Origin of the sequence: uncultured Lactobacillus sp., from assembly GCF_902491705.1 — a bacterium.
Taxonomy (GTDB): Bacteria; Bacillota; Bacilli; order Lactobacillales; family Lactobacillaceae; genus Lactobacillus.
In genome coordinates, this window is the sequence record NZ_CABUIW010000034.1 from 1 (window position 1) to 22815 (window position 22815).

The window sequence follows — 22815 nt, forward strand, 5'->3', positions numbered from 1 at the left end:
ATTTAGCCATAATAAAACCCCCGAAATTCATGTCCGAATTTCGAGGGTCACCACACAACTGTCGCGGTTTTTCTATACTGTCTTTTTGTCACTCCAAATTTTGGAGATTGCATATAAGATGATGAATGTAACGATTGCTGAAATCATTGGGATGCGGTAACTTGGCAAGATTAAAAGCAAGATAATCATTAAAACAAAGAATAATAAAATCAAATAATCTATGTAAGGGAAGCCTGGCATCTTAAAGTCGTTTAATTCATTTTCAGGTGTTTTCCTTCTGTAAGTAATGTGGGTCAAGACCATTAAGCACCAAATGATCAAGAACATACTTGTTGAAGTTGATGAAATGAAGTTAAAGGCTTGATCGCCAATGATTGCAGTAATTAGTGGTGAGCAGGCCATTAATAATGCTGACAAGATTAAGGCATTTTGTGGTAATTGGCGTCTAGATAAGTGACCAAAAGTCTGGTTCCACTTACCCTTACCATCAAAGGTAACGGAGAAGAGAAGTCGTCCAGCACTATATAAGAAACTGTTAGTTGATGAAACAGCTGCCGAGATTACAACGAAGTTGATGATCGAACTAGCATTTCTGATTCCTGTAGCTCCAAGTGCTTGAACAAATGGGCTAGAAGAAGTTGAAACTTTTGACCAAGGAATTACTAGCAAGATTCCTAAAATTGCCATTACGTAGAATAAAATGATTCGAACTGGTAATTGATTAATGGCACGCTTTAAAGTGTTTTTTGGATCTTGTGCTTCAGCTGCGGTTAAACCAATTAATTCAACACCGATGAAACTGAAGATAACCATTTGGAATCCTTGTAAAAATCCTTTAGTGCCTCTTGCAAAGAAACCACCATGATCATTTAAGTTCTCAAATGAAACAGGGCCAAAAGTTGTCTTACCGCCTGTGACTAATAAGTACAAAATCAACAAGACAAAGGCCACAATTGTGACAATTTTAATAATGGCAAAACTGAATTCTAGATTACCAAAAACTCGAGCTGAGATTAAGTTGATTAGCAGTAAAACGACAATCGTAATAATTCCGGGTATCCATGGCTTCAGAGTTGGAAACCAGTATTTGAAATAGATTCCTAAAGCAGTTGTTTCTGCCATTCCTAAGGTAATCCAACTGATCCAGTATAAATAGCCAGTGATAAAGCCGATGTTTTTACCAAGGTATTGCTCAATAAAATCAATATAGGTGTGCTTGTGCAAATCGGACATGATAAGTTCGCCCAGCGCCCGCATTAATAGAAATAGAAAAACACCAACAATGATGTAAATCAAAATGACGCTAGGACCGGCGCGGTGAATACTATCACCAACCCCTAAGAAAAGTCCGGTTCCAATTGTCCCGCCTAAAGCAATTAATTGAATGTGCGCATTGCTTAGGGTTCTTTTATAGCCGGAATCGGTTTGCGATTTTTTGTCACTCATATAAGTCCTCCATGTTTTCAATTTTTTCATATATACTTAATATTTTATCATTCCCAAGGCGTTGCACCATACAAAGCTGATAATTTTTAGAAATACTATAGAAAATCGGCCTTTTTAAAAAGTTTGTTAATTCACAAACAAATAATTTAGCAACCGCTTTCATTTCTGCTGTAGCAAAAATACAAGCCTATCAAAATGTTTGCTCACTAGATAATGTCCGGAATTAGCACATTTACATTTCAACTTATTGTGCTATAGTTGAAATTGTAAATTAGTTCACAAGAATTAGTAGATCTTAGAGGTAATAAACATATGGCTAAGACACAACAAAAAGAGACTCTTACAGAGGAAGAAAAGAAAAAGCAAATCTACGACATGGTAGACAATTTAGTAAAAAAGTCACATGTCGCTTTAGATCAAATGGCCAACTTCACACAAGAACAAGTTGATAAGATCTGTGAAGCAGTTGCTACTGCAGGTGAACAAAATGCTTACCCATTAGCTAAAATGGCTGTTGAAGAAACTAAGCGTGGTGTGGTAGAAGACAAGACTACCAAGAACATGTACGCTAGTGAAAACATCTGGAACAGTTTACGTCACGAAAAAACTGTTGGTGTTATTGAAGAAGATAAAGAACTTGGTTTAACTAAGATTGCTGAACCTAAAGGTGTTATTGCAGGTGTTACTCCAGTAACTAACCCAACTTCAACAGTTATCTTCAAAGCTATGCTTGCTTTAAAGACAAGAAACACAATCATCTTCGGTTTCCACCCACAAGCACAAAAGTGTTGTGTAGAAACTGGTAAGATTATTCAAGCTGCCGCTGTTGCTGCTGGTGCTCCAAAAGATGCAATTCAATGGATTGAAGAACCAAGTTTGGATGCAACCACTGATTTGATGAACAACCCAGGTGTTCAAACTATTTTGGCTACTGGTGGTCCCGGCATGGTTAAGGCTGCATATTCATCAGGTAAGCCAGCTATCGGTGTTGGTCCTGGTAACGGTCCATCTTACATTGAAAAGACAGCTAACATTGACCGTGCTGTTTACGACATTGTTTTATCAAAGAACTTTGATAATGGTATGGTTTGTGCTTCTGAAAACTCAGTTGTTGTAGATGACGAAATTTACGACAAGGTTAAGGAAGAATTTAAGAAGTGGGGATGCTACTTCTTAAACAAAGAAGAAATTAAGAAATTCGAAGAACACTTTATCGACCCAAGACGTGGTACTGTTGCAGGTCCTGTAGCTGGTAAGTCAGCTTATGAAATTGCTAAGCTTTGTGGCGTTAGCGTTCCAAAGACTACTAAGGTAATCGTTGCTGAATATAACGGTGTTGGTAGAAAATTCCCACTTTCAGCTGAAAAGCTTTCACCTGTCTTCACTTTGTACCGTGCTAAGAACCATGACGATGCATTCAGAATTTGTTCTGAACTTCTTGATTACGGTGGTCGTGGTCACACCGCTGGTCTTCACTCAAGCGATAAGAAAGTTATCGATGAATTCGCAATGAAGATGGATGCTTGCCGTATCCTTGTAAACTCACCAGCTGCTCTTGGTGGTATTGGTGACCTTTACAACAACATGTTGCCATCACTTACTTTAGGTACTGGTTCTTACGGTGCTAACACCTTCTCACACAACATTGGTGCTAGAGACTTGCTTAACATTAAAACTGTTGCTATGCGCCGTGACAACATGCAATGGGTAAAGGTCCCTTCTAAGACCTACTTCGAACACAACGCAGCAAACTACTTGCGTCACATGCCAAACGTTAACCGTTTCTTCATCGTTACTGATGAAGGTGTTGCTGACCAAGGCTTTGCTGATGAAATTACTGACATTATTTCTAAGCGTCGCGGTCAAAAGGAATACGAAGTATTCAAGGCTGTAACTCTTGATCCTAACACTGACGTAATTAAAGATGGTGTTCACAGAATGAACATCTTCAAGCCAGATGTAGTTATTGCTATCGGTGGTGGTTCAGTAATGGACGCTGCTAAGGCAATGCGTTTATTCTACGAAAACCCAGAAATGAGTTTTGAAGAAGCTTACCAAAAGTTTTTGGATATCAGAAAAAGAGTAGTTCGCTTCCCAAAGATTAACGGCGTTCAACTTGTATGTATCCCAACTACTTCAGGTACTGGTTCAGAAGTTTCACCAATCGCAATCATTAGCGATGCTAAGACTGGTATTAAGCACACTTTATGTGACTACGCTTTAACTCCAGATGTTTCAATCGTTGATGACCAATTTGTTCAAACTTTACCAAAGCGTTTAATTGCTTGGTCAGGCTTTGAAGCTTTAGGTCACGCTATTGAAAGTTATGTTTCAACTATGGCTACTGACTTCACTCGTGGTTGGTCACTTGAAGCTATTAAGACAATCTTTGCTAACTTAGAAGCTTCATACGATGGCAACCTCGATGCAAGAAAGCAAATGCATGATGCTGCTACTATTGCAGGTATGGCATACTCAAACGCATTCCTTGGCCTTGAACACTCAATCGCTCACACTGTTGGTTCTACCTTCGATATTCCAAGTGGTGTAAGTGACGCAATTGCTTTGCCACAAGTTATTCGCTTCAACTCAAAGCGTCCTGTAAAGCTTGCTATGTGGCCTCACTACTCAGTATATCGTGCTAAGAGTGACTACGCTGACATTGCTAGAGCTATTGGTTTGACTGGTTCAAGCGATGATGAATTAATTGAAAAACTTGTTCAAAAGATTATTGATTTGGCTCACTCAGTTGGCATCAAGATGGCTTACAAAGACTACGGTGTTGACAAGGCTGAATTCGATAAGAAGGTTGATGAAATGGCTGTTGAAGCTTACGGTGACCAAAACACTGTAACTAACCCATCAGCTCCACTTATCTCACAAATCGTTGAACTTATGAAAGACTGCTACGAAGGTAAAGGTATTTCAAACAGCGATAAATAACTACTAGAATAATCAAAATAGCTATCAGCTATATAAACTGATAGCTATTTTTTTACCTCAAAAAATATTATACCAATTCTCGAATTTATCGCTTGACCACTTTGCTAAAAAAGTTTATTATTGCACTTGTAACAATAAATATGAACTAGTCCATTAGATAATTATTGAACTAGACCAAAGGAGAAAAATATGTGCGGAATTGTAGGAGTTGTAGGTAAGCCTGCAAAAGATATTATTTTAAGTGGATTAACTAATTTGGAATACCGTGGCTATGACTCAGCTGGTATTTACTTAAATGATTTAAATGGTCATGAATACTTGACCAAAGCTGTCGGCCGTATTTCAAACTTGAAGGAAAAGTTAACTCCAGATGAAGAAGGACTAGTTGGTATTGGTCATACCCGTTGGGCAACTCACGGCAAGCCAACTGTTGAAAATGCTCACCCACATTACGATGAAACTAAGCGCTTCTACTTAGTTCACAATGGTGTTATCGAAAACTATGCTGAATTAAAGGAAAAGTACTTACAAGGTGTTAAGTTCCACTCAGACACTGATACTGAAGTAGTTGTTCAATTGATCAGCAAGATCGCTCGTGACAAGAACTTAGATGCTTTCTCAGCATTCAAGGAAGCTTTGAAGCTTGTTAAGGGTTCATACGCATTCTTATTAATTGATAACACTGAACCAGATCACGTATTTATCGCTAAGAACAAGTCACCAATGATGCTTGGTATTGGTGATGGCTTTAACATCATTGCTTCAGATGCTATTTCAGTTCTTGATCAAACTAAGACCTTCGTTGACTTACAAGATGGTGACGTTGGTGACATTACTAAGGATTCATACACTATTGAAACTATTGACGGCAAGAAAGTTGACCGTGAACCACACGTTTTGAACATCGATCCAAACGCAGCTTCAAAGGGTGCTTACGAATTCTACATGTTAAAGGAAATCGATGAACAACCTGGCGTTATGCGTCACATTTCACAAAACTACTTAGACGAAAATGGTGAACCAAAGGTTGACCAAGATATCGTTGATGCTGTTTCAAAGGCTGACCGTCTTTACATCTTCGCTGCAGGTACTAGTTACCACGCAGGTCTTGTTGGTAAGTCTATTTTTGAACACTACACTGGTATTCCTACTGAAGTTGGTTATGCTTCAGAAGCTGGTTATCACTTCCCAATGATGAGCAAGCACCCATTCTTCATCTTCCTTACTCAATCAGGTGAAACTGCTGACTCACGTGTTGTTTTGAAGGAAGCTAACAAGCGTGGTATTCCAAGTTTGACTATGACTAACGTTGAAGGTTCAACCCTTTCTCGTGAAGCAAACTACACTATGCTTTTAGGTGCAGGTCCTGAAATTGCCGTTGCTTCAACTAAGGCTTACACTGCTCAAGTTGCTTTACAAGCTGTACTTGCAAAGGCTTTGGGTGAAAAGTTAGGCGTTAAGGAAGCTAAGGACTGGAACTTACAACACGACTTAGCAATTGCTGCTGAAGGTATCCAACAAATCGTTGATGGTAAGGAAAAGCTTGAAAAGCTTGCTAAGAAGTACTTAGTTCCATCAAGAAACGCATTCTACATTGGTCGTGGTATCGATCACGCTGTTGCTCTTGAAGGTGCCTTGAAGTTGAAGGAAGTTTCATACATCCAAACTGAAGGTTTTGCTGCAGCCGAACTTAAGCACGGTACTATTTCATTAATTGAAAAGGGTACTCCAGTTATTGCTTTGATTAACGACCCAGTTACTGCTGACCTTACTCGTGGTAACATCCAAGAAGTTGTTTCTCGTGGCGCAAGCATCATCACTATCGTTGGTAAAGAATTTGCTAACGATGATGACAACATTGTTTTGCCAGAAATTAACTACTACATGTCAGCACTTTTGACTGTTGTTCCAACTCAACTTCTTGCATACTACGCTTCAAAGGACAAGGGCTTAGATGTTGATAAGCCACGTAACTTGGCTAAGAGTGTAACTGTTGAATAATCAATAAAACAAATAATTTTTAGAAGGCAGATTGAGGTCTGTCTTCTTTTTTTGTCTTCAAGTATAATTTGTTTAGATAAAAATTATAGTGGAATAAAAGGCGATAGGATGTTTTTAACGCAGAGACAGAAGAAGATTCTGCAAATTTTACTTGAAAATCAAACTGGCGTAACTATCAAACAAATTGAAGAAAGTCTTGGCATTAGTCGGCGAACTGTTTATCGCGAATTCGGCGATTTGAAGAACAATAACTTAGAAATTGTGAATCAAAAGGGAAAATACTTCCTGTCAGGTGATAGCAAGGAACTGCAAGAAGTTAAGCAGATGATGCGTTCGTCGCATAGTCAATCAGTGATGTCGATTGATAAAAGAAAAAAGGCGATTGCGGCTACGCTTTTAATTAGTACTGAGCCCTGCAAGATTATCCAGTTTGCGCTAGATTTGAACGTAAGTGAGGCAACGATTCAGAACGATTTGAATTCAGTAGAGCAGTCGCTGAATCGCTATCACATCAAGTTAGTACGCAAAAAGGGTGTGGGAATCTTAGTTGAAGCACCTGAGAAATTGCGCCGGCAGGTCTTTGTGGATATTATGCTCAATGAAATCAATGAGTATGACTTTTTCAAGTACTTACATAATGACATAAAGAGCAATGATCCATTTTTAACGATTATGGATAAAAAATTGCTGCTAACTGTGGATTCGTGCTTAAAAGAGAGTGTTTTTGACCAGGTAAAACTTGATACTGATCAGAAGATGATTGAGCTAATTTTGATCTTTGCGACTACGTTGAAGCGGACTATAGCGGGATGCAAGTTGGACTTTATTCAGCCAGCAGAAGATTCACTTAAGTATCAAGGCTATGTTTATCGATTCATGGCTTTGTTTGCAGAAAAAAATAGAATTCAAGTTGATCAAAACGATGTCTCATATTTGGCTAATAGATTGTTAGATTGTGACTATCACAACACGTATCTTACTTACAACAATCGTGAATTAGAGATCTCTGTTAAAGTGAAAGACTTTGTTCAAGCAGTATCTGAAGAAGTGAAATGGAATTTTAAGCGCGATCCTAACTTTATGACTAAGTTGACTAAGCACATTATTAGCTTGTTTCAACACCGTGTGGCACTTTTGCCAGATACGCCAATTGAAATCTTGGCAGGGCTTAGTCGCAAGTTTGATAAGTTGTATGCGGCTATTCAAAGATATTGGCACGTTTATTTCCCCGACAACCATTTAACAGATTCAGAACTGCAACTGATTTTGCTGTATTTTGCTAATGAATATACTAATCAAAACAATAACCGTAATTTATCGGCGCTAGTTATTTGTGAAAATGGGATTGGGACTTCAGCTATTTTGAGTGCACGATTGAAAAAAGAATTTCCTGAAATCAAGCAGATTAAAGTTAGCCGTGTTTCAACGCTAAATCAAATCGATTTATCAAATTACAACTTGATCTTTTCAACTTTGAAATTAAAAGGTTTTTCAAGGGATTATCAATTAGTCAGCCCGCTTTTATTAGAAAACGAAATTGAACGCATCAAGAATTATTTGCAAGATTATGAGCAAAAGTACCCGCTTGAAGCGCCGCATCCCGTAATTGAAAGCCACAAGGATTCGGCAGCTAGTCTATCTAGATTGTCGATTAGTACTCTGTTTTGTTCAGAATTAGTTAATGGCATCGCAATCCAGCGTCTAGAATATAATTCACGGGACCTAATTGCGGTAATTCAAGAATGTTTGGCCCATTCGGATCCAACTTTGATTCATAAGCAGATGCCGGTAGCCAAAAATTTGCTTAAAAGAGTAAGAATGGCACCAGTTGGTATTCCTAACAGTCACATTGCCTTATTGCACACAAGAAGCCCAGAAATTACACGTTGTTCATTCACTATGTTTGATCTAGACAATGAAATTTCACTTTTATCAATGGATCACAATACGATCCAAGTTAAAAGAGTGCTCTTGATGCTGGCACCAGATAATCTAACTACTTCAGAGCAACAATTACTTAGTATGGTTTCAAGCATGATTATCATGAGTGACAGCAACCTGAATTTATTCACCAATGGCACACAAGAACAAATAAAAGATGCCATTGCAGATCTATTTTTAACTGAAATCAAGAAAGGGCTTACTTCTGGTAAGGGCCTAAAAGCCTAATAGAATAAGCAATCTCAGACTCTGGCACAGTTTTGTGCCAGAGTTCTATTTTTGTGTCATTGTAAACGCTTACCGATTGACTTAGGATAAAAATGTAAGTTGTAGAGAGGGGAAGAAAAAATGGCACAAGCAAAAAAACAATCTTCAGTTAAAGTGAAGGTTCAAAAATTTGGTACTGCTTTATCCGGTATGATTATGCCGAATATCGGAGCCATTATCGCTTGGGGTTTAACCGCCGCATTCTTCATGTGGCCAAATGGTTGGTTCCCAAACAAGAATATTAATAACTTAGTTCAACCAATGCTTAGATACCTGTTACCACTTTTAATTGGTTATACAGGTGGTCGCATGGTTGATGATGAACGTGGTGCTGTTGCCGGTGCAATTGGTACACTCGGTGTTATCGTTGGTACTACACAACCAATGTTCTTAGGTGCCATGATCATGGGCCCACTTAGTGCATGGGTATTAAAGAAGATCGACCAAGCATTTCAAGACAAAATCAAATCTGGTTTTGAAATGATTTATAACAACTTCTCACTTGGTATCTTAGGTATGATCGCTGCGATCTTTGCCTACTTTATCATTGGACCTGTAATGGCCGTGGGAAGCCAATGGGCAAGTGCTGGTGTAAATGCAATCATCAAGGTTCACTTATTACCACTTGCTAACATCATTATTGAACCAGCCAAGGTATTGTTCTTAAACAACGCTATTGGTAATGGTATCTTGGTTCCACTTGGTATTCAACAAGCTGCTCAAGCAGGTAAGTCAGTATTGTTCTTAATGGAATCAAACCCAGGTCCAGGTCTTGGTATCTTGATTGCCTTCTGGTTATTCGGTAAAGGTAGATCTAAGAGTTCAGCTCCTGGTGCCGCAATCATCGAATTCTTCGGTGGTGTTCACGAAATTTACTTCCCATACGTATTGATGAAGCCATCATTAATCCTTGCCGCTATCGGCGGTGGTGTTACTGGTACTTTCTTATTCACACTCCTTGGTGGTGGTTTGAGAGCTGCAGCTTCACCTGGTTCAATCTTAGCTATTTTGATTGTATCTGCTAAAGATGCATATGTTGGCAATATTATTGGTGTGCTTGGTGCTGCAGTTGTTTCATTCTTAATCGCTGCAGTTATCCTTAAAAACGATAAGTCTATTGGCGACGACCTTGAAGCTAAGCAAGCTCAAATGCAAGCAATGAAGGCTGAATCAAAGGGTCAACAAATGCCAGAAGCTGAAGATGCTCATGAATCAGTTAAATCATACGCAAACGTTAAGAAAGTTATCTTTGCTTGTGACGCTGGTATGGGATCATCCGCAATGGGTGCCTCACTTCTTCGTGATAAATTCAAGAAGGCCGGCATTAAATTACCAGTAACTAACACAGCTGTTAGAAACTTGAAAGATGAAGATGGCTTGTTAGTCATCACTCAGGAAGAATTAGCTGATAGAGCTTTGCAAAAGACTCCAAATGCTATGCACGTTTCAGTTGGCAATTTCTTGAGCAGTCCTAAATATGACACAATTGTAGCTAGCTTCAAGGCTTTGACTCAAGTTGAAGATAAACCAGAACCTAAAGCAGAAGAAAAGAAGCCAGGTTCAATTGAAGGAATCGACTTCAGTAAAGTTAAAGAAGTAGACTTCATCCGTCACGACCAACATATTGGTACCGCAACAATGGCAACTAGTTTGTTCAGTGACGCAATGAAGAAGGCTGGTAAGACTACTCCAGTTAAGGCTGTCAGAATCAATGAACTTGATGATGATGATAGTCACTTAGTAATCGTAACTCCAGCAGCTAATAAGAACTTAGCCGTAAGATACAGCAACATTCAAACCTTAGTAGTTAACGACTTGCTTAAAGATAAGAAGTTAGCTGAAGCTATTAAAGAATTACATTAGAAAGGGATGAGCTAAATGAAACTAGAGACTAAGATGATTAAACTTAATCAAGATGTCCCAACACGAGATCAGGCAATTAGAATGGCCGGTCAACTGTTAGTTGACGGAGGATGCGTAGATCCAGAATATATTGATTCAATGATCGCACGTAACAACGACGTATCAACTTACATGGGCAATTTCATCGCCATCCCTCACGGAACTGACGAAGGAAAAAAGCATATTAAGAAAACAGGAATTTCAGTAGTTCAAATTCCAATGGGCGTTGATTTTAGTAATCCAGATGATGACACAGAACAACTAGTAACGGTTGTCTTCGGGATCGCCGGATTAAACAACGAACACTTAAACATTTTGTCACAGATTGCTATTTTCTGTAGTGACGTTTCCAACGTTGCAAAATTAGCTGACGCACAATCACCACAAGAAATTATTGATTTATTAAAGAACGTAGGAGATTAAAAAATGAGAGCAGTACATTTTGGTGCAGGTAACATTGGTCGTGGATTTATTGGTGAAACTTTAGCAGATAACGGTTTTGGCATCGACTTCGTTGATGTTAACGAAACAATTATCGATGAATTGAACAAGCGCGGTGAATATGACATTGAACTTGCCGCACCTGGTAAGAAGAGAATCCATGTTTCAAATGTAGATGGTATTAACAACGCTAAGGATCCAGACAAGGTAGTTGAAGCAATTAAGACTACTGACATGGTAACTACCGCTATTGGTCCTAAGATTTTGACCATCATTGCTCCACTTATTGCTAAAGGCTTAACTGCAAGAGTACAATCAGGTAACACTAAGCCACTTGACGTTATCGCATGTGAAAACATGATCGGTGGTTCAGAACACTTGAAGGAAGAAGTTTACAAGCACTTAGATGACGATGTAAAGCCAGAAATTGACAAATACATCGGCTTCCCTAACGCAGCTGTAGATAGAATTGTTCCTATTCAACACAACGATGATCCATTGTTTGTTTCAGTTGAAGACTTCAAGGAATGGGTAATTGACGAAAGCCAAATGAAGAACAAGGATATCAAGTTAAAGGGTGTTGATTATGCTCCAGACCTTGAACCTTACATTGAAAGAAAATTGTTCTCAGTAAACACTGGTCACGCAACTGTTGCTTACACTGGCAAGAGCCTTGGCTACTCAACTATTGGGGATGCCATCAAGGATCCATTTGTATTGAAGCAAGTTAAGAAAGTTTTGAGCGAAACCCGTTCACTTCTTTACAACAAGTGGAACAAGGAATTTACTGAAGAAAGTCTTGAAGAGTACCACAACAAGATCTTGAGCAGATTCCAAAACCCATATATTTCAGACGACATTGCTCGTGTTGGTAGAACTCCTATCCGTAAGTTGGGCTACAACGAAAGATTCATTCGTCCTATCCGTGAATTGAAGGAAAGAGGATTAGACTACAGCGCATTGATGGAAACTGTTGGTAGAATCTATCACTTTGACGAACCAAAGGACAAGGAAAGCGTCAAGTTGATGCAAATGCTTAAAGACGAAGACTTGAAAGACGTAATCGTTGAAACCACTGGCTTAAAGGATGATCCAGATTTAGTTGAAGAAATCGTTGAATCATACAAGGCTGCCGATAAAGATTCTAAGAAGTAATAACCTAAATTAAATTCACCCCGAAGACGATAGGTCTTTGGGGTGTTTTTATGCCATCACTTGTTACAATTTGAGCAATTTAGATTAAATTTTTGAAATATTTAAAAAAGCAGGCAATAAATTTATATTTATTAAAAAGATATAAAATATGAACTCACTTTAAGTGCATATATAGTGCAAAGCGCTGATATATCAACATTTTTAGTTAATATAAAACATAACAATTTTTGAAAAAACATTTTAAATAGAGATCAAAAGAGCTATACTAATAAGTGAAATTTCACTTGTGAAAAATATAACTAATAAATTGGGGGAAGTTATATGAAAAAGGTTCTGGCAATAAATTCGGGTAGTTCATCATTTAAATTCAAATTGTTTTCTCTACCTGATGAAAAGGTAATTGCATATGGCATGGCTGATCGGGTCGGCTTACCAAAGGCTAGCTTCAAGATTGCATTGCAAAATGGCAACGAACATATCGAACATGTAGATATTCCTGATCAAGAAGCTGCAGTTAACTTATTACTTAAAGCTTTGAAAAAGTATCACGTAGTTGATGACTTAAATGAAATCGTCGGCGTAGGTCATCGTGTAGTCAGCGGCGGTGAATACTTCAAAGATTCTACTGTAGTTGACCAAGATGTTTTGCAAAAGATCAAAGACTTGTCTACTTTTGCCCCATTGCATAATCCAGCAGAAGCACGTGGAATTGAGGCCTTTATGCATGTTTTGCCTAATGTGCTACAAGTAGCCGTGTTTGATACTTCATTCCATCAAACGCTTGATCCAGTGCATTACTTATATTCAATTCCTTATGACTACTACAAGAAGTACGGTGCACGTAAATATGGTGCTCACGGCACATCTGTACACTATGTAACACTAGAAGCTGTTAAGATGATGCACAAGGATCTTAAAGACCTTAAGTTAATCGTCTGCCACTTAGGATCAGGTTCATCAATCACTGCAGTCAAAAATGGTAAGTCATACGACACCTCAATGGGCTTCAGTCCGCTTTCTGGTGTAACGATGGGTACTCGCTCAGGCGACATCGATCCATCCTTATTACAGCATTTGATGCACGAGAGTGGCGTTTCAATTGATGAATTGATCAATATTTTGAATAAAAGGTCTGGTTTATTAGGTATCTCAGGTATCTCATCAGACATGCGCGATTTGAAGTACAATAAAGCTCCTCGTGCAGTCTTAGCACGTAAGATATTCCTTAACCGTATTGTTCGCTACATCGGTGCATATATTGCTGAAATGGGCGGTGCTGACGCTATTGTCTTTACTGCTGGTGTTGGTGAAGGTGATGTTGGCATGCGTCAAGCAGTTATGGATGCATTCAAGTACATGGGCGTTAAGCCTGATGATGAAGCTAACAAGACTAATGGTCAGAAGTTTATCACTAAACCTGATTCTTCAATCCAATTTATGATTGTACCAACCAACGAAGAATTGATGATTGCAAGAGACGTTATGCGTCTTACTAAATGTGCCGTTTTAGCATAAGTACAAGTTATTCCTAAGGATAAAAATTAAATATTTTTCTTTCAAGTAAAACGGGTCTTAAATAGAAGATGAAGATAAACGTTTTAGAAAGGAAAAATACCATGTCAATTAAAAAAGATGCACAAACTGCACATGCTAATTTATTAGAAAAAACTGATCCTGAAGCTTTAGAAAGAATCAATCACTTCGCTTTTGATGAAGTTCAAGCAGACGTTGATTTGCCAGATAGAACTAAGATGCTTTCTACTTTGGCTTATTTAATGGGGATGCAAGGAATTGATGAATACAAAGTTATGCTTCCTGTAGCCCTTGATAATGGCGTAAGTCCAGTAGAAGCTAAAGAAGTTTTGTACCAAGCTGTTGACTACTTAGGCTTAGGTAGAGTCTTCCCATTCTTTAAGGCAACTAATGATGTATTAGCTGCTCGTGGCGTAGAAATGCCTCTTGAAGGCCAAGCAACAACTACCATGGAAGATCGTCTTGAAAAAGGTGAAGAAACTCAAATTCGCTTGTTTGGACCACAAATGAAGGGCTTTTCTAAAAGAGCACAATCAACAAGTGGTTAGTTGATAACTGCTTTGGTGATTACTACACCAGAAAAGGTTTAAACGATAACGACCGTGAAATGATTACTTTCTGTTACTTGGCTGCTCAAGGCGGAGTAGAGCCACAACTCTTAGCTCACGCTCAAGCGAACATTAAGCTCGGTAACGACAAGGAATTCTTGATGAAAGTCATTGAACAAAATGTTCCATTTATCGGTTACCCAAGAAGTTTGAACGCTGTAAGAATCGTTAACCAAGCTGATGAAGCAGTTAACGGCAAAAATTAGAGTATTAATAAAATAAGCCTTTTTGTTTAACAAGTAGAGCCTAATGGAACTACAATATAATTGTTATCAGAAAGGAAGCTTTTATTATGGCAGATGCAAAAGAAATTGAACAAACAGCTATGATTGATCGTGAAATGGATCAAGTTTTTGATTGGGCAAAGGGTAACTCAATGCCTATTCGTGACGCTATTTGGGATCACGAAATGGAAGCTAACGACCGTGACACTATGAAGACCGAAGCAGCTGTTGAATGGATCCTTAAAGCCAGCGATGATGAAATTAAGGATTACTGCGAAAAGAACTTAAAGAAGTAACTTAAAATATTCTATAATTGACCAATTTCGTCTGCACATAAGGTGACCAAGTCTAAATGATTTGGTCATTTTTTTGATCCTAATTTCTTGACCTTTATTAATAAATATTTAATAATCTTAAATAAAGGTCTGGTGACATATTATGATTATGGAACATTCTGCGGGTGCAGTTATTTATAGAAGACGTGCAAATGGAGAGCTAGAGTATTTAATTGTGCAAAGCATTGTGAATCATAACTGGGGCTTTCCTAAAGGACACCTTGAAAACAATGAAACGCCTCAAGAAGCAGCTAAACGTGAGGTTGCAGAAGAGGTTGGCTTAAAGCCAGAGTTTGACTTTAATTTTGTCCAAAAAACGCAATATGCATTAACTAAAAATAAGTCTAAGACAGTAACTTTCTTCTTGGCTAAATATGTTGCAGGACAAGAGGTAACTACACAAAAAGAAGAGATTCTAGCAGATAAATGGGTAAGTCTAAAAGAAGCTAAAGAATATCTGACAGAACACGGAAAAATGGATGTGCTAAGTGCGGCACAAGATTATATTGAGGCATAAAAAATACGAGAGCTTAATTGCTCTCGTATTTTCGTCATTAAGAAATTTTTATATATGCTTCATATTCAAAATTAGCTTAATTCTTTGATGATAGCTTCCAAAGTCTTCTTAGCTTCATCTTGGATTGGAGTTTCTGGGTGTTCTTCATCGTACTTGTTGAGCCAGTTCAAACGATCTTGCATTCTCTTTGCCAAGGTCTTTTGGTATTCTGGGTCATCAAGGTGAACTTCGTAACCATCAATTGGTAAGTATGATACACCCTTGAAGTTACCGAATGGCTTGAAGTCGCTGTCCTTAATGTTGCCGTTAGCCAAGTCTTCGATTAACTTCTTAGTAACTTCCTTTGGAATGTCCTTGCCCATGAATGCATCAGTGTTCAAGCTGTAGCAGCTAGCACCACGCTTAGTGAACAATTCCTTGAAGTCTGTGTAGTCACCAGATACTGGGTAAGCACGGAATGGGTCTGCAAATGGTTCGATAACCAAGGTGTTCATGTCAAAGCCCTTAGGCAAGTTTTCTGCAGAAGTTCTCTTGGTTGCCAAAGTACAACCCATAGTAGTTGCCAAAACTGGGTCATCGATCTTGATGATTGGAGGAAGTGAACCGTCCTTCATGATCCAGAACAAAGCAGTGATTGGTGACTTTTCAAAGTCTACACGGTGAGGACTAGTGTAACGAGTCTTAATAACACGACCGTTGTTGTTACGTAAGTCTTCAGTAACAATAACTTTCTTGCCGTTTTCGTCAAGAGTTACATCACAGTTCATAATAGTGGTGTAGTACTTAGTTTCGTGGTGACCTGCTGGGTAGTCGTGAGTCTTGTCGAAGTATGAAGGCTCAAGAGCTACTGATGAACCATCTTCACGTGAAATGATGAATGCGTCATCGTGAAGAACAGTGATGTCATATTTACCATCGTACATTTCGTGAGTCAAAGTTGACTTACCTGAACCTGACAAGCCGTAGAATGCGAAGGTCTTGTCGTCTTTGTCAGTGAAGTGGAATGACTTTTCACCACCGTGACAAGCAGTGTAGCCGTGACGGTGAGCAATAGCCCAAGCTAAAGTCAAGGTACCCTTCTTAAGTTCACCGAAGTAGCGAAGGTTAAATACAGCAGCACAGTTATGTGGAGCATCGAATACACCTAAGCCCTTAGGGTAATCTTCATCTTGAACATTTGGATCGAAGTAGAAGTAAATATCTGGTTCATCGTAGAACTTAGATTTTTCGTACATCTTTTGTGCTTCTTCGTCAAAGAAGTGGAAGTTCAAAATGTATGAAAGTAAATTGAAGGCTTGATCTTCTGGCATCATGATGTGAGCCTTAACAGTGAATGATGGGTCAAGACCTACCAAAACAGTAGCCTTTAAGTACTTTTGTTCATGACCCTTGTAAATATCTTCACGTAAATTACCGTTTAAGGCTTCGGCATCTTCATTAGGGTTGTCTACGAAGTGACGTGCACTAGCAGTTCTACCTAAGATCTTACCGTGGTTGTAAACCAATTGGGTTGCGCCGTATGGTAAGCCTAATTCCTTGGTGTGAAGGATAGGTAAGTCAGTAACGATAACGCCTGATTGCTTCTTAGCTAAATTGTAAGCTTCAGCAACACTGGTTACTTCGTGTACGTTGTTACCATAAAATGCACTCTCGATTGTTGCGCGGGTGCGGCTAAACATAGGATTTGCTTTTCTAAGTTCATCTTGAGAATAACGTTCTTTTGTACTCATATTAAGATTTTTTCCTCTCTAGGAAGCTATAAATTAAAACGCTTTCAATAACTTACATCACCTATACTAACATAAAAGTTTGTTCATAACCACACAAATATAAAAATATAAGCTTTATGGAATACAAAAACATATACATGCGGCCTAAATTTACTAGCAGACTACCGTAAAAATAGATGTTATAATTAGAACACATGTACGAAAGGATAAGGCAAAATGGATTCAAATCAGCTATTTAAATACGTTTATGCAAAATATGGTCTTAAATTTGAGCCAATTATTCCAGGATCAACCGATACTTATGTGCTCATGTCACCATTAGATAGCGGTTATTTTGCCATGCTTTCTCGTATTAAAATAAATAACGCACCTAGGGCAGTTCTCGATTTGAAGTGCGGAGACTTTGCAGGAACCATTCGTGATTTACCTGGATTTACTGATCCGGTTCGAATTAAAGATTCAGCTTGGGTAGGTGCAATTTTAGGAGCTAATAACGACAGTTCAATCAAAAAGGCACTGGATTATGCATTTAAACTTGCGATGAACGGCAAGCAAGTGAATGTGGCCCAAGATCAATATTTTTATATTCCGCCTGAGGATGTAGAAGAAAAATACAAGGCGCAACCGATTAAGCCACGGAAAAATTTTGTTAAAAAGCAAGCAAAATCAAATATTCCAGATAAGATCCATAAAATGCTTGAGATGTACGACTATAGCCTTTTACCGCAGAAAGGCAGAGCTAAGAACTTTTATGTTCAAGCGCGCTTTATGGCGGATTATGAAGATGATTATTCTGAGTATTTTGCTTTTAAAAGGTTTTATCCAACTTACCATGATATGTCTGTGGGACAGCTGAGAAGTTATTTCACCTGGCGCAGTAAACTCAGAAAAGGTGAATATCAGAAAACTAGTACATCTTATGCCTTTATCTATATTTATGAATTGTTGAATAATGCCACGGTGGATCCAGAAGAAGGCTATGAAAAGCTGCTGAATTTTAAGCAAAATTATGTAGAAAAATATGATCTAACGATTGAGCCTTACTTAAATGATTGGCTAAAAGATTATGTTTTGTACTATCAATTAGGAGAAGATGCAGTTAAGCAGTGCTTTGAATCTGAAATAAAAGAAGATCATGACTACTTAATTATGCGTCATCCTGAAAAATACTCCGCTGAAGAACTAGCTGATGTTTTTGCACAGAAATCATCATACTGGAATACTTCAAAGGTAATTCAAAACAACCAAGCAAAATTTGCCAAGATCTTAAAAAGCGTGTGGCAAGAACTATTAAATGCTAAAAAATATGGCATTGCTTATTACAGCGCGTTTGTAGCTAGACAAGAAGTCAAAAAGCAGGACGTATTTTTAGGCAGTGTTTTTTATAATCGGAAAAATAAACTTCCAGTTCAAAATATTGATGCTTCAAGAAAGTACGTCTTTTCACTTGGCGACACTGCTTATTGGCAGATTCATTTTGATAAACCAGTGAAAAAGCAGAAGACTAATCTGAACACTTTTTTACATGAATTAGATCGAATAGCACGTGAAAAGTTAAAGCTAGGTCGACCAATTAAGCCACGATTTATCGATCAAGCTGTTCTTAAAGCAATCGAAAATGGGATTGCTGTTTATCAAAAAGAGCAAGAAAAAGCCAAGATTAATCAAATCAAAATCGACTTTTCTAACCTCGAGCAAATTCGTACTAATGCATCGGTTACGCGTGATAGTCTATTAACTGATGAAGAGAAAAAATTAGAGCAAGAAGAAATTCAAAAAGAAACCAAGCCAGAAACTAAACCTACAGAAGTTAAAACTAACAATGAATATGGACTAGATCCAGATGAAATGTTTCTGCTTATAGCTTTGCTTAAAAATGAACCTTGGCAAGATTACGTAAAAAAGAAGCACTTAATGGTTTCAATTCTGGCCGACAGTATTAATGACAAACTTTTTGATGAATTTGGCGATAGCGTCATCGAGTTTGATGATCAAGATCAGCCACAAATTATTGAAGACTATGAAGAAGATTTAAAGGATATGTTTTTGAAGGGATAAAAGATGCCACAAAAAAGAAAAGTACCTAAGAGAATTGCGCAAACCGTATTGAATTCGCTAAAAGGTGGGGTAGTTCCGCGAATTGGCTTACCTTATATTACAGTTGGCCGTAAAGCCGAAATTGAAGCACTCTTGCACGACGTTGATGTGATTCAAGAAGGTGGAGCAAGTTTTCGTTTCATCGTTGGACGTTACGGTTCAGGAAAAAGTTTTTTGCTGCAAACAATTCGTAACTATGTAATGGATAAAAACTTCGTTGTTGTTGATGGCGACCTTTCTCCAGAGCGACGTCTACAAGGTTCTAAGGGACAAGGTCTTGCCACATATCGCGAATTAATTCAGAATCTTTCTACTAAAACTAGACCAGAAGGCGGTGCCTTAACCTTAATCTTGGATCGTTGGATTAATTCAGTCCAAACTAAGGTAGTCAGTGAAGGCATTCCTAGCGATGACCCTAAATTTGAAGAGGAAGTAGATAAGAAGATTTATGGCGTAATTTCTTCATTAAATGAGCTAGTTCACGGTTTTGATTTTGCCAAGCTGCTCAACATGTACTATCACGCTTATATGAGTGGCGATGATGAGACTAAGGCCAAGGTTGTTAAGTGGTTTAGAGGAGAATATAGCCATAAAACTGAAGCTAAAAAGGATCTGAGCGTTGATATTATTATCTCTGACAGCGACTGGTATGAATATCTAAAGCTGTTTGCGACCTTCTTCAGACAAGCTGGTTATGCTGGTCTTATGATCATGATTGACGAGTTAGTTAACATCTACAAAATTCCTAATGCAATTAGTCGTCAGTACAATTATGAAAAGATTTTGACCATGTATAACGACACTCTTCAAGGGAAAGCTAAGTATCTAGGGATCATCATGTGTGGTACGCCGCAAGCTGTCGAAGATCGCCGCCGCGGAGTTTATTCATATGAAGCCTTAAGAAGTAGATTAGCTTCAGGTAAATTTGCTCAAGAAGGCGCACGTGATATGTATGCACCTGTGATTAAACTTGAACCATTAACTGCAGAAGAAATGCTGGTTTTAACAGAAAAATTAGCTGATATGCATGCCAATTTGTATGGTTATGAGAGAACAATTACTGATGAAGATTTAGCCCAGTTCATCAAGATCGAATATGCACGCGTTGGGGCAGATACCAACATTACGCCACGTGAAATTATTCGTGATTTTATTGAACTGCTTGATATTGTTTGGCAAAATCCTGATCAAAAGATTACTGATCTGCTTAATTCAGATCAATTTAACTACACTAAATCTGAAGCAGTATCAGATAATGCGGAAAAGGATTATACCGAATTTAAACTTTAAAGGAAATTATTTATGGACGTTTTTTCACATTATGCGCCATTTATTCAGGACTATATCTATGAACACGGCTGGCAAAATTTAAGACCGATTCAAGTTGCGGCAGCCGAAGAAATTTTTAACACAGATCATAATGTGCTTTTGTCGGCTTCAACGGCTTCCGGGAAAACTGAAGCGGCCTTTTTTCCTATTTTGTCAGAAATTTATGATGAACCAGAAGATTCAGTTAAAGTACTGTATATTGCACCGCTCAAAGCATTAATTAATGATCAATATGATCGCTTAACGGACTTATGCACAGATGTGGATATTCCAGTTTGGCGCTGGCATGGGGATGTTGCTCAAACACAAAAACGCAAGATGCTTAAACATCCTTCGGGTATTTTGCAGATCACGCCGGAGTCGCTTGAAAGCTTCATGATCAACAAGCACATGGACATTCCTCATCTTTTTGGCGGGTTAAAATATATCGTTGTTGATGAATTGCACTCCTTTTTAAGAAGTGATCGCGGTGGACAAACCTTTTGTTTGATTGAGCGCTTGTCCAAGCTTGCCGGCGTTAATCCAAGACGTATTGGTCTTTCTGCTACCATTGGTAATTTAGAAGATGCAAGTAAATTCTTAGGTGCGGGTTCAAATAGAAAGACAGTAGCGCCAAAGGTGCAGAATGAGCCGCAGATTTGGCATCTTTCAATGGAACACTTTTATAAAACTGATCCACAGGCAAGTTCAAAAGACTTTGATCCAAGTCAAGTTGAACCAAAAACTGATAAGGCGCCAGAGTTAGCTGATCCTGGAATTGGCTATATTTTTGAACATACTCGCGGTAAAAAGTGCCTTGTTTTCACTAATAGTCGTGAAGAATGTGAGGCTGTTTGTCAAGAACTTAGAGCATACTGTGCTTATAACCATGAACCAGATCGCTTTATGATTCACCATGGTAATCTGTCGCCAGCTTTGCGTGAAACGGCAGAAGCCGCAATGAAAGATGACGACGTCTACATGACGACCTGTGCTACAGCAACGCTAGAGCTTGGAATAGATATTGGTCAATTAGAGTCTGCTTTTCAGATTGATGCGCCGTTTACGGTGTCTGGTTTTTTGCAAAGAATGGGTCGAACGGGCCGGCGCGGTAATCCGCCAGAGATGCACTTTGTGATGAGAGAAGAACACCCAGAATCACGGGCAATGCTGCCAGAACTGATTCCGTGGCCATTGCTTCAAGGGATTGCCTTAGTACAGCTTTATGCAGAAGAAAAATGGGTGGAGCCACCTGAACCTAATCGTTTGCCATATAGTTTGCTCTACCACCAAACGATGAGTACGCTTGCTTCAAGTGGTGAAATGACGCCGGCAGAGCTTGCTTCTAGAGTGCTGACCTTGTCATATTTCCATAACGTAAGCCAGGAGGACTATCGAGTTTTACTTAAGCATTTACTTAAAACAGGTCACATTGAATGGACCGAAAATGGTGGATTAATCGTGGGACTCGCCGGTGAAAGAGTTGTGAATAACTTTAAGTTTTACGCGGTTTTCCAAGAAAATGAGGAATTCAGTGTTCATGCCGGCAGTGAAGAATTAGGTACGATCGTTAAGCCGCCTCCTGTAGGAGATAAGATTGCGATTGCAGGCCGCGTCTGGGTAGTCGAAGATGTTGATATTAAGCACCATCAAGTATATTGCCATGAGGTGGATGGGAGAATCCCTGCCTACTTTGGGGATGTACCAGGCGATATTCAGCCTAAGATTTTGCAAAGAATGAAAAAGGTACTCGAAGAGAAAACGATGTACCCATATTTAATGCAAAACGGTAAGGCGAGATTGACTCAGGCAAGAGACACTGCGGCTTTAGCAGGATTGCCAAAGAAAAACTTGATTAAACTTGGCGGCAACATGTGGTGCCTTTTCCCATGGACTGGAACGTATGCATTTTTGGCACTTGAGAGATTGATCAGAATTAAGTGTGGCGAAAAGTTAAACATTCGCGGCTTCAACTCATCTCGGCCATACTTTATGTACTTTGCTATGGATGCAGATGAGCATGATTTCTGGCGAATTATAGGTGAAGAAGCAGCTAAAGATTTTGATCCACTTGATCTGGTATATCCAAATGAAGTGCCTGGAATTGATAAGTATGACCAATATTTGCCTAAGGAATTGCTGAGAAAAGAGTTTGCTTACAGCATTTTGAATATCAAAGAAATGAAACGCTGCGTTGAGCAAATGGTCAAAGACAATTTGGTATAATTGAATAAAAAAAGAAAAGAGTAAAGAAACATGGCTTTAAAAATTAATCAATCAGTTTCAAAAGATGCACAAGCTAGAACTTTGTTAAACATCCTAAAGTATAAGGTGAATAGAAGCATGACGATGCTTTTATTCACCTTT

General features: G+C 38.6%; 14 protein-coding genes and 1 pseudogene. 13 read left to right on the plus strand and 2 right to left on the minus strand.

The window, feature by feature from the left end; all coding sequences use genetic code 11:
* Window positions 1-72: 72 nt before the first annotated feature.
* Entirely contained in the window at window positions 73-1446 is a 1374-nt protein-coding gene (locus RDN22_RS07245) for an amino acid permease (protein WP_308557063.1), read from the minus strand.
* Between the two features lie 312 nt (window positions 1447-1758).
* Between RDN22_RS07245 and adhE the strand changes: the two genes are divergently transcribed.
* The 10 genes and pseudogenes from adhE (at window position 1759) to RDN22_RS07295 (ending at window position 15313) form a co-directional block, all read left to right on the plus strand.
* A complete protein-coding gene (gene adhE, locus RDN22_RS07250; protein WP_308557065.1) occupies window positions 1759-4389 on the plus strand; it encodes a bifunctional acetaldehyde-CoA/alcohol dehydrogenase in 2631 nt (876 codons plus the stop codon).
* A gap of 189 nt (window positions 4390-4578) precedes the next feature.
* A complete protein-coding gene (glmS, locus tag RDN22_RS07255) occupies window positions 4579-6390 on the plus strand; it encodes a glutamine--fructose-6-phosphate transaminase (isomerizing) (protein WP_308557066.1) in 1812 nt (603 codons plus the stop codon).
* A 108-nt stretch (window positions 6391-6498) separates the two neighbouring features.
* Window positions 6499-8559, plus strand: coding sequence for an HTH domain-containing protein (locus tag RDN22_RS07260; RefSeq protein WP_308557068.1), 2061 nt, complete (start codon window positions 6499-6501; stop codon window positions 8557-8559).
* 120 nt (window positions 8560-8679) lie between these two features.
* Window positions 8680-10461: a PTS mannitol transporter subunit IICBA gene (locus RDN22_RS07265; RefSeq protein WP_308557069.1), complete on the plus strand. Its 1782-nt coding sequence runs from the start codon at window positions 8680-8682 to the stop codon at window positions 10459-10461.
* 15 nt (window positions 10462-10476) lie between these two features.
* Window positions 10477-10923 (plus strand): PTS sugar transporter subunit IIA, encoded by a 447-nt coding sequence (locus RDN22_RS07270; protein WP_233994840.1) that lies wholly within the window; start codon window positions 10477-10479, stop codon window positions 10921-10923.
* Between the two features lie 3 nt (window positions 10924-10926).
* On the plus strand, window positions 10927-12096 hold the full coding sequence (locus RDN22_RS07275; RefSeq protein ID WP_308557072.1) for a mannitol-1-phosphate 5-dehydrogenase: 1170 nt from the start codon (window positions 10927-10929) through the stop codon (window positions 12094-12096).
* A gap of 321 nt (window positions 12097-12417) precedes the next feature.
* On the plus strand, window positions 12418-13611 hold the full coding sequence (locus tag RDN22_RS07280; protein WP_308557073.1) for an acetate kinase: 1194 nt from the start codon (window positions 12418-12420) through the stop codon (window positions 13609-13611).
* 101 nt (window positions 13612-13712) lie between these two features.
* Window positions 13713-14443 (plus strand): annotated as a pseudogene (locus RDN22_RS07285) (carboxymuconolactone decarboxylase family protein).
* 86 nt (window positions 14444-14529) lie between these two features.
* Window positions 14530-14757, plus strand: a complete 228-nt coding sequence (locus RDN22_RS07290; RefSeq protein WP_308557075.1) for a hypothetical protein — start codon at window positions 14530-14532, stop codon at window positions 14755-14757.
* Window positions 14758-14899: 142 nt separating this feature from the next.
* Window positions 14900-15313: an NUDIX domain-containing protein gene (locus tag RDN22_RS07295; protein ID WP_308557077.1), complete on the plus strand. Its 414-nt coding sequence runs from the start codon at window positions 14900-14902 to the stop codon at window positions 15311-15313.
* 71 nt (window positions 15314-15384) lie between these two features.
* On the opposite strand, the gene RDN22_RS07300 is transcribed toward RDN22_RS07295, so the two are convergent.
* On the minus strand, window positions 15385-17043 hold the full coding sequence (locus RDN22_RS07300; RefSeq protein WP_308557078.1) for a phosphoenolpyruvate carboxykinase (ATP): 1659 nt from the start codon (window positions 17041-17043) through the stop codon (window positions 15385-15387).
* 216 nt (window positions 17044-17259) lie between these two features.
* Between RDN22_RS07300 and RDN22_RS07305 the strand changes: the two genes are divergently transcribed.
* The 3 genes from RDN22_RS07305 to RDN22_RS07315 are packed head-to-tail and all read left to right on the plus strand — an operon-like array spanning window position 17260 to window position 22674.
* Window positions 17260-19101 (plus strand): TerB N-terminal domain-containing protein, encoded by a 1842-nt coding sequence (locus RDN22_RS07305; RefSeq protein WP_308557079.1) that lies wholly within the window; start codon window positions 17260-17262, stop codon window positions 19099-19101.
* A gap of 3 nt (window positions 19102-19104) precedes the next feature.
* Window positions 19105-20430, plus strand: a complete 1326-nt coding sequence (locus RDN22_RS07310; RefSeq protein ID WP_308557081.1) for an ATP-binding protein — start codon at window positions 19105-19107, stop codon at window positions 20428-20430.
* Between the two features lie 12 nt (window positions 20431-20442).
* Window positions 20443-22674 (plus strand): DEAD/DEAH box helicase, encoded by a 2232-nt coding sequence (locus tag RDN22_RS07315; RefSeq protein WP_308557083.1) that lies wholly within the window; start codon window positions 20443-20445, stop codon window positions 22672-22674.
* Window positions 22675-22815 lie beyond the last annotated feature (141 nt).